General features: G+C 46.3%; 7 protein-coding genes. 2 read left to right on the top strand and 5 right to left on the bottom strand.

The genetic code is table 11. The annotated features are described in order from the left end of the window. The coding region (locus Q5691_RS12835; RefSeq protein ID WP_333308018.1) for a tetratricopeptide repeat protein at nt 1–569 on the bottom strand (569 nt) is incomplete at its 3' end. An 821-nt stretch (nt 570–1,390) separates the two neighbouring features. Further along, nucleotides 1,391–2,611, bottom strand: a complete 1,221-nt coding sequence (locus Q5691_RS12830) for an FtsW/RodA/SpoVE family cell cycle protein (RefSeq protein WP_333345101.1) — start codon at nt 2,609–2,611, stop codon at nt 1,391–1,393. A gap of 36 nt (nt 2,612–2,647) precedes the next feature. On the opposite strand from Q5691_RS12830, the gene Q5691_RS12825 reads away from it, so the two are divergent. Then, nucleotides 2,648–3,070: an EamA family transporter gene (locus tag Q5691_RS12825; RefSeq protein ID WP_333215611.1), complete on the top strand. Its 423-nt coding sequence runs from the start codon at nt 2,648–2,650 to the stop codon at nt 3,068–3,070. 118 nt (nt 3,071–3,188) lie between these two features. On the opposite strand, the gene Q5691_RS12820 is transcribed toward Q5691_RS12825, so the two are convergent. The 3 genes from Q5691_RS12820 to apcA form a co-directional block, all read right to left on the bottom strand. Next, nucleotides 3,189–3,392, bottom strand: a complete 204-nt coding sequence (locus Q5691_RS12820) for a phycobilisome linker polypeptide (RefSeq protein ID WP_006634929.1) — start codon at nt 3,390–3,392, stop codon at nt 3,189–3,191. A 340-nt stretch (nt 3,393–3,732) separates the two neighbouring features. Continuing rightward, complete coding sequence (gene apcB, locus Q5691_RS12815; protein ID WP_006634930.1) at nt 3,733–4,218, bottom strand: allophycocyanin subunit beta; 486 nt, start codon at nt 4,216–4,218, stop codon at nt 3,733–3,735. A 176-nt stretch (nt 4,219–4,394) separates the two neighbouring features. Then, on the bottom strand, nt 4,395–4,880 hold the full coding sequence (gene apcA, locus Q5691_RS12810; RefSeq protein ID WP_333036136.1) for an allophycocyanin subunit alpha: 486 nt from the start codon (nt 4,878–4,880) through the stop codon (nt 4,395–4,397). A 965-nt stretch (nt 4,881–5,845) separates the two neighbouring features. On the opposite strand from apcA, the gene Q5691_RS12805 reads away from it, so the two are divergent. Continuing rightward, the gene (locus Q5691_RS12805) at nt 5,846–7,048 is read left to right on the top strand and encodes a hypothetical protein (protein ID WP_333345099.1); all 1,203 of its coding nucleotides are present in this window, start codon (nt 5,846–5,848) and stop codon (nt 7,046–7,048) included. Nucleotides 7,049–7,450 lie beyond the last annotated feature (402 nt).

The raw sequence follows: 7,450 nt of genomic DNA, 5'->3' as shown, positions 1-7,450 counted from the left end.
ATCGCTTTGGCGTAGTCGCCGAGGGAATAGTAAGCAAGTCCCAGATTTCCCAAAGCTTTCCCCTCGCTTTGGCTGTCTTTAATTTCTCGGGCGATCGCCAACCACTGCTGAGTGTACTCTATCGCTTTGGCGTAGTCGCCGAGGGAATAGTAAGCAAGTCCCAGATTTCCCAAAGCTTTCCCCTCGCTTTGGCTGTCTTTAATTTCTCGGGCGATCGCCAACCACTGCTGAGTGTACTCTATCGCTTTGGCGTAGTCGCCGAGGGAAAGGTAAGCAATTCCCAGACTTCCCAAAGCGGCCCCCTCGCTTTGGCGGTCTTTTAGTTCCCTATAAATTATTAGTGCCTGTTGCCAAGACTGTAAAGCGGCTTGAAATTGACTAATCTGATACTGCTGAAGCCCTTGATTGAAAAGTCGTTCTGCTTCCGCTTTACGCTGAGCTTGGGTTTGAGCCAAGGCCTGAGAATTGATGATTTTAAATTGAGAGTTAGGGATAAACCGAAACTCACCTATAGTCAGCGCCGCTAAGATTGAGCTCAGTCCCGACAATCCTATTTTTTGCAGTTTCATAACTTTTGACAGGCCTCTGGTTTGAATATCCGCTTGACAAATCAAGATATTGCTAATGCGATTTGCACGACGCGGTTCTGTTGACTGTTGACTGTTGACTGTTGACTGTTGATAGTTGGTAGCGACCTCTACTTGGAAGGAAGAGGATTGGAGTAATGAATAGTCTTCTTTTAATTTCTTCCGATCAGGGTTCCGGCTTTAAACCAATTCTTTCTGGTAACAGTAACGCGAATGCTGGGAAAATTGCACCCGCAAGGGTTAATCGTTCGAGATCGATCTCGGCATTTAATTCTTAACAAAGGTGTTTTTGCGTCCGCCTCGGATTTGTTTGGCTGCAACCCTCCAGCAGTATAACAACCGACAGCCATTTGCATCTACATAATGCTGTCTAATATTAAAGCCCAAATCGAATTGCATGAGAATTGTCTGTCTTGATTTTCCTCCCCCTATCTACAGCAACACATTTGTAGCCGGAAAAGATATCATTAAGCGGTGCATCTATTTAGGACAAAACTTAATGGCTAACTCAACTCCAGAAACACCGCAACCAGACAAAAAAGAATTAGCTAACATCACAGCTAAACCTCAAGAACAACAAGAAGAACCGCCAAATAAGGGTGACGGGCGGAAATAGTCGATCGACATTCATCTCCCACGATATAAATCTCGAATTGCCTTAATATCGCCGACTTCTTTTTTTCTCAAAATCAGTGTTCTTCCCTACAATACCGGTTCCTATAAATTGGTATTCTGCCAGTAGTTTTTAGGTAATAAACAAACCCGATTTTTGCCAAAAACCGGGTTAGTTTGCTATTGACAAATTATTCCGTTTGTGTAGTGGGGTTTTTCGATCGCAAGTTCGGCTTTCCCGGCTTTCCACGGAGGCCGTTTAAAGAAACCACATCAGCCTCAGAACTCTCCCTCGCCACCCGAATCAGCAACCCCGACAACAACAAACTTGCCAACATCGAAGAGCCCCCATAACTAAAAAACGGCAGCGGCAAACCCGTAGTCGGCAAAACCCCCGTCGCCACCCCAATATTCAGCAGCGACTGTCCCACCATCACCACCATCACCCCAATCGCCACCAACTGACTCTCAATATTTCGAGCCTTCATCGCTACCCTCAAAGCCACAGTAGAGTAGGCCGCTAACATCAGCAATAGCGAGAAACCTCCCACCAAACCAAACTCCTCAGCAAACACAGCAAAAATAAAATCGCTGTACTGAATCGGCAAATAAAATAACTTTTGCTGCGACATCCCCAAACCCACACCCCAAATGCCCCCTGAACCGACAGCCAGGAGACTTTGAATCAACTGATAGCCGTCTTGCATCGGATCAGCCCAAGGATTGAGGAAAGACATAATCCGGCGGCGCTGATATTCCCTCAAACTAATACTTAAAACGGCTAAAAGCATTCCCCCCATAGCCGTTGCGCCCAACTGCAAGTAAGGCAATCCCGCCGCCAAAGCCACCAACCACAAAGTCATCCCGCACAAAGCCGTGGTACTTAAGTTCGGTTGCAACAAAATTCCCAAAAGCATTGCGCCGAAAATTAACAGCCAAGTTAAGCGAACTTTATTCGTCAACCGGGACCAGTTGCCGAAAATGCGGGCACTTTGGAGAACAAAAAACGGCTTGATCAATTCAGAAGGTTGAATAATCGGAACCGGGCCCAGAGATATCCAGCGAGTCGCCCCGTTGATTGTGGTTCCTACCCCCGGAACCAAGGTCAGCCACAGCAATCCCAGCAGCAACAAAACGCCTACCTGAGATGTTTTCAGCAGGTAGCGCAGGGGGGAGTATACCATCAAGTTAAAGCCGGCCAGCCCGATCGCCACTGCGACTAGCTGTCGTTTAAAATAATAAAGCCCGTCTCCAAATTCATAATTTGCAATGGGATAGGAAGCCGAAAACAATGCTGTCAGCCCTACAAACAGCCACATAAAAGTCAGCCACCTCAGCCACCGGGCCTCAGCGGCCCATTGAGACGCGCTGGGGTCAAAAAAGGGAATCAAGCGTCGAATGTCATTAGCCATAGGATTTTAGAATGATCTCAATAAACTCTAACAAAGATGGCTAAAGTACCAGATTGGTTAATTTACGCATTAATCTGTTCGCTATTATATGGTTTGTGGGGATTTTTTGGCAATTTAGCAACTAAATATATTGACTACAAAACTGCTTTTGTTTATGAAGCAATTGGCGCTATTTTAACTACTTTATTTATTATTATCCAAACTAATAATTTTAGTTTTGAGGGAGATGTTAGGGGGATTTTGTTTGCCATGTTAGTTGGCGTTTGTGGCACTGTGGCATCATTAGTATTTTTTATAGCCCTTGGCAAAGGTGAAGTTGCCAATGTAGTGAGTGTTACGTCTATCTACCCGCTGATTACTATATTATTATCGACTTTATTCTTAAAAGAGGCTATTACATTACCACAAATGCTTGCTGTTTTGTTAGCGATAATCGCAGTTATACTTTCTGCTTATTGAAATATTTGTCAATGATGAGATTAAAAACGCTGGACATTATTCCTTATGCTATAACTATAACAAACAAAAAAGAGGTCGATCGCGACCTCTTACCCCTCTACTAATCCAGCTTCGGCTCTTAAAGTAAACCTGTATTAGCACCGGGCTTACCCGTAGCCAGTTGCACTTTAATAATTCTGCCGCCCATTTTCATAATTCTTTGCTGTTCCCGGAACCAGTTGTCGTAAGGAACGAGCTTAGTAAAATAGGTATTTTGCAATTCGCGCTGAGTGCGGATGCGAGTTTGACTTGGGACGCAAGCAGTCACCTTAAACATTCTCATGGGAAACTAACTCCTGAGTAGGTTTACAGATTATTAGATGGATTTTTTAAAGATTGAAGGCAGGGAGTTAGGAGTCAAAACTAGCTCGTTAAAACTCGTCGGGCTTTCTCGGCAAGCCTTTGACGGTCTAGCAATCACTCTCAACTTCCCTGACCTCTTTTCAAAGTCAAAGGTAACAAGTCCAAAGTAAAAAGTAAAAAGTTAAAAGAGGCAAGAAATAAATCTTCTTCCTTCTTCCGACTTCCATCGGACTGAAATCTGTTACATCTGTTACATTCGTTACATCCGTTACAGAATCCGTTGCCGAACTTCCTTCTTCCTTCTTTCTTCTTCCTGAGTCTTAGCTCAAGCCAGAGCAGATGTAGTCGAAATAGACGCCCATTTCTTTACCAGCGTCAGAACCGACCAAACCGGCGGTGACTTCTTTCATTGCTTGGATTGCTTGTACGGTAGAACCGATGGGCACGCCCAAGGAGTTGTAGGTTTCTTTCAAACCGTTGAGCACGCGCTCATCGAGGATGGAAGGGTCGCCAGCTAGCATAGCGTAGGTGGCATAGCGGAGGTAGTAGTCCAAGTCGCGGATGCAAGCTGCATAACGACGAGTGGTGTACATATTGCCGCCGGGACGAGTTACGTCAGAGTACAACAGAGACTTAGCAACTGCTTCTTTGACGATTGTGGCTGCATTAGCGCTGATGGCTGTAGCGGCGCGGACGCGCAGTTCGCCAGAAGCAAAGTAGTTCTTGAGCTTGTCTAGAGCGCTGATGTCCAGGTACTTACCTTGAACGTCAGAGGAATTGATAACGGCGGTAATTGCGTCTTGCATGGTTGTCTTGTTTCCTAGAAAGTGGCTGAGTCAGTCCAATTTTGGAGCTAGAATTTGGAATTTGGGATGTGGGATTTAAGATTTTTAAGTGGCTGGTTATTTGCAAAAGCTTTTAACTTGTTGCCGGCAACCCCCAATTTTTCAATCTAAAATCGAAAACCTAAAATCAAAATTCCTTACTGCATCGCACCGATAACGTAGTCGAAGTAAGAGGAAGCTTCGGAAGCATCTTCTCCAGACAGCAGCGAGCTTGCTGCATTTTTCATAGCGCGAACGCCTTCGGCGACGGCTTCAATCGGGGTGCCGAGAGATTTGTACATTTCGCGGACGCCGACAATACCGATTTCTTCGATCGGAGTAATGTCGCCAGCTACGATTCCGTAGGTAATCAAACGCAGGTAGTAGTCCATGTCGCGCAAGCAAGTTGCGGTCATTTCTTCGCCGTAAGCGTTGCCGCCGGGAGAAACAATATCAGGGCGCTTTTGGAAAAGTTGGTCGCCTGCTTGCTTGACGATGCGTTCGCGGGATTCGCTCAAAATTTGGGCGATGCGGACGCGGCGTTCACCAGAGGTGACGAAGCTTTTGATCCGATCTAATTCACCTGGGCTCAAGTAGCGAGCTTCGGCGTCTGCGTTGACGATTGATTTGGTGACGATACTCATCTTGTGTGTACCCGCTGGATATTTTGCTATATGAACTGCTCTGCGCTGAGCTAGCGAAAGCGGGCGCTTGTGTCCCGTATCTTTCCTGCTCAGGCAGGAGCTTTGACGGGGAAGGCTGGACTTTCCACACTCAGCAACTGTTGAAGTTGTTGGCGGTTGACTGCCTTCGGTGCTTAACGGCGCTTGTTCTTCACGCCGGTGCGGTTGTGAGTGCTCGCACTAAGCCTGTCGCTTACAATACCATAAATGACTGATGCGATCTTTAATTTATGATAAAGATTGCAGCAGGCCACTTAGTGGCGATCGAGTGACTATCGGGCAGTTAGTAAGGATATTGCTTCTCTGACACAACTACCTCTCGCAAGTATTTTGAGGCATTATGTTCACATTCTGAGTGTTACTGTAATAGTTTGTAACATTCCTTTTCATATTGGGGCCCTCGCTTGGGTGTTCTCCGTTAAAATTTCATAGTTAAAAAATTGCTAAAATTATCTGGCAACAAGGGTTACAGGCGATCGAGCATTGAGCGGGAATTGTGACGGGCGAGGGCGCGAGGTTCAAAGGCTTGGATCTGAGAGGGAGGGAAGCGGGAGATGGGGGGAGACAGCGGGGAGACAGGGGGAGATGTGCGATCGTCTCACATCTTGCACCATTCTGAATAAGTCTTGGACGGGCGGGATCTCTTGCCCAAGGCGTGTCAACTTAAGGTAAAACCGATAGTCCGTCAGGGGTTGAAACCCCTGGCGGGCTCCCGGGTGAGCGGGAGGACTGGCGGACTAAAAGCTTAAGTTGACACCAATGCTTCCTGCCCAACCCCTACTACTCATAAGAAAACTCAACTCTTTGTGTTTGTGGAACAGGCCGGAAAGCCTGTTCTCGATCGCGATGCCAGATATAAGATCATCGGAAATCCTAAGTTTCGAGCTTGTAGCTAGATTGGACTCTCACTTTAAATCTGGTGCGCCGTGAAAAGACATCTATCAGCCCTTAAAAAAGCTTTGCAGTTTGGGATTAGCGGTGCAGTCGGCGGTTTCGTCGGCAATCTAATCACCGAACCTTTCATGCAGCGACTCCCTGGTTCGGAATCTTTTTTTGACAGTGTATTGTCTACAGGTCGCTGGTTTGGATTGGTAGGCGGTGGTATTGCTACGGCTATCATGTTCGGCTATTATTACTATATCAAAGGCAAGCCTCAAATAAAACAGGCTTTAAAAAATGGCGGATTGTTTGGTTTAATGGCAGGAGCGATTTCTGGGGCGATCGCCGAAGGTATTTATAGCGGGATTGGCAACGGAGACAACGAATTATTACGAGTAATTTGCTGGGGAATAGCTGGCAGTTTGTTAGGACTGGGACTTGCACAGCGGATTCCTAATTTGGGAGCGCTTCGCGGCACGGGAGGTGGCGGTGTTGGAGGAGTTTTGGGCGGCTGTTTGTTTATTCTGTTTGCTTACAATCTATCCGGTACAGCAGGCCGTTTAGCTGGCTGTGCTGCGATCGGTTTTTGGATTGGCATTATGCTAGTTGTAGCCGAAACTTTGTTCAACAAAGCTTGGCTGGTAATTAGTTACGATACCGGAGCAAATCGCACTCTCACTCTGGGTTCCGAACCGGTGACTTTTGGTAGTGATGAAAATTTGTCTATTATCTGCATTCCTAATGTTTCACCCTTGGCAATGCGGTTTCAATTAGAAGCAGGTCAAATTGTTTGCGAGAATGTTGATAGCGGGGCGGTGAGTTATTTGCGATCGGGCGACCAAAAGAAAATCGGCAACTGTACAATTACAGTAGGAAACTCTGACTTGCCAGCCCCAACATCGGCAAATATTCCGCCTACCTTTATATCAGATCAGCCCGCAGTAAATTCTTTGACCAGCGGTCAAGTTTCTCTCAAATTAGGCAGTCGAGTTATTCCTCTGAGTGCGGGAACTCAACTATTCACTTCTGACATACCGAGTTTAACAGCCGCAGCATCTAACGGTCTTGTAGCTATAGTCACTTCTCGATCGAGAAACGAGCTTTCGTTAGGATTGACCAATTTGTGCGATCGCGCTTGGTGGGCTACAGACATTCAAGGCGATATAAAAATGGTAGAACCTGAAAGTACGCTAACTTTGGCGTTGGGAACTCAAATCGAATTCGGTGAAATTGACGGCGAAATTGTGTAAGTAAGTAGGTACAAACTTATCGAATAACATCATTTACAATCAGCCTTTCCTGGGCGGGCAGGATGCCCAACCCCTACTCCCGACAAGAAAATTTAGTCGGTGTGGAACGGGCATCTTGACCCTTCTTAAGGGGATCTCCCGCCCAACCCCTACTCCCCACAATAAAATTGCCTCTTTGTGGAACTGGCATCTTGCCCGTTCTTAACAATAATTCAAGCAGAACTGCTGCTAACCCCATTAATTACAGCCGCACCAATCAGATGAGCCAAACGCAAAGCTTCAGGAACTTTACCAGTGTCTGTCAAACGCTGGAGAACCCTCGCTATCAGGGCTATTTCATTCTAAACAACTCCTTAATTAGTTTAAGGCCAAATCCCGCCAGACGTTGGGCTTGAGCCATAT

Source organism: Microcoleus sp. w1-18aA5, assembly GCF_036701705.1.
Lineage (GTDB): Bacteria > Cyanobacteriota > Cyanobacteriia > Cyanobacteriales > Microcoleaceae > Microcoleus.
This window is presented reverse-complemented; position numbering and strand designations above follow the sequence as displayed.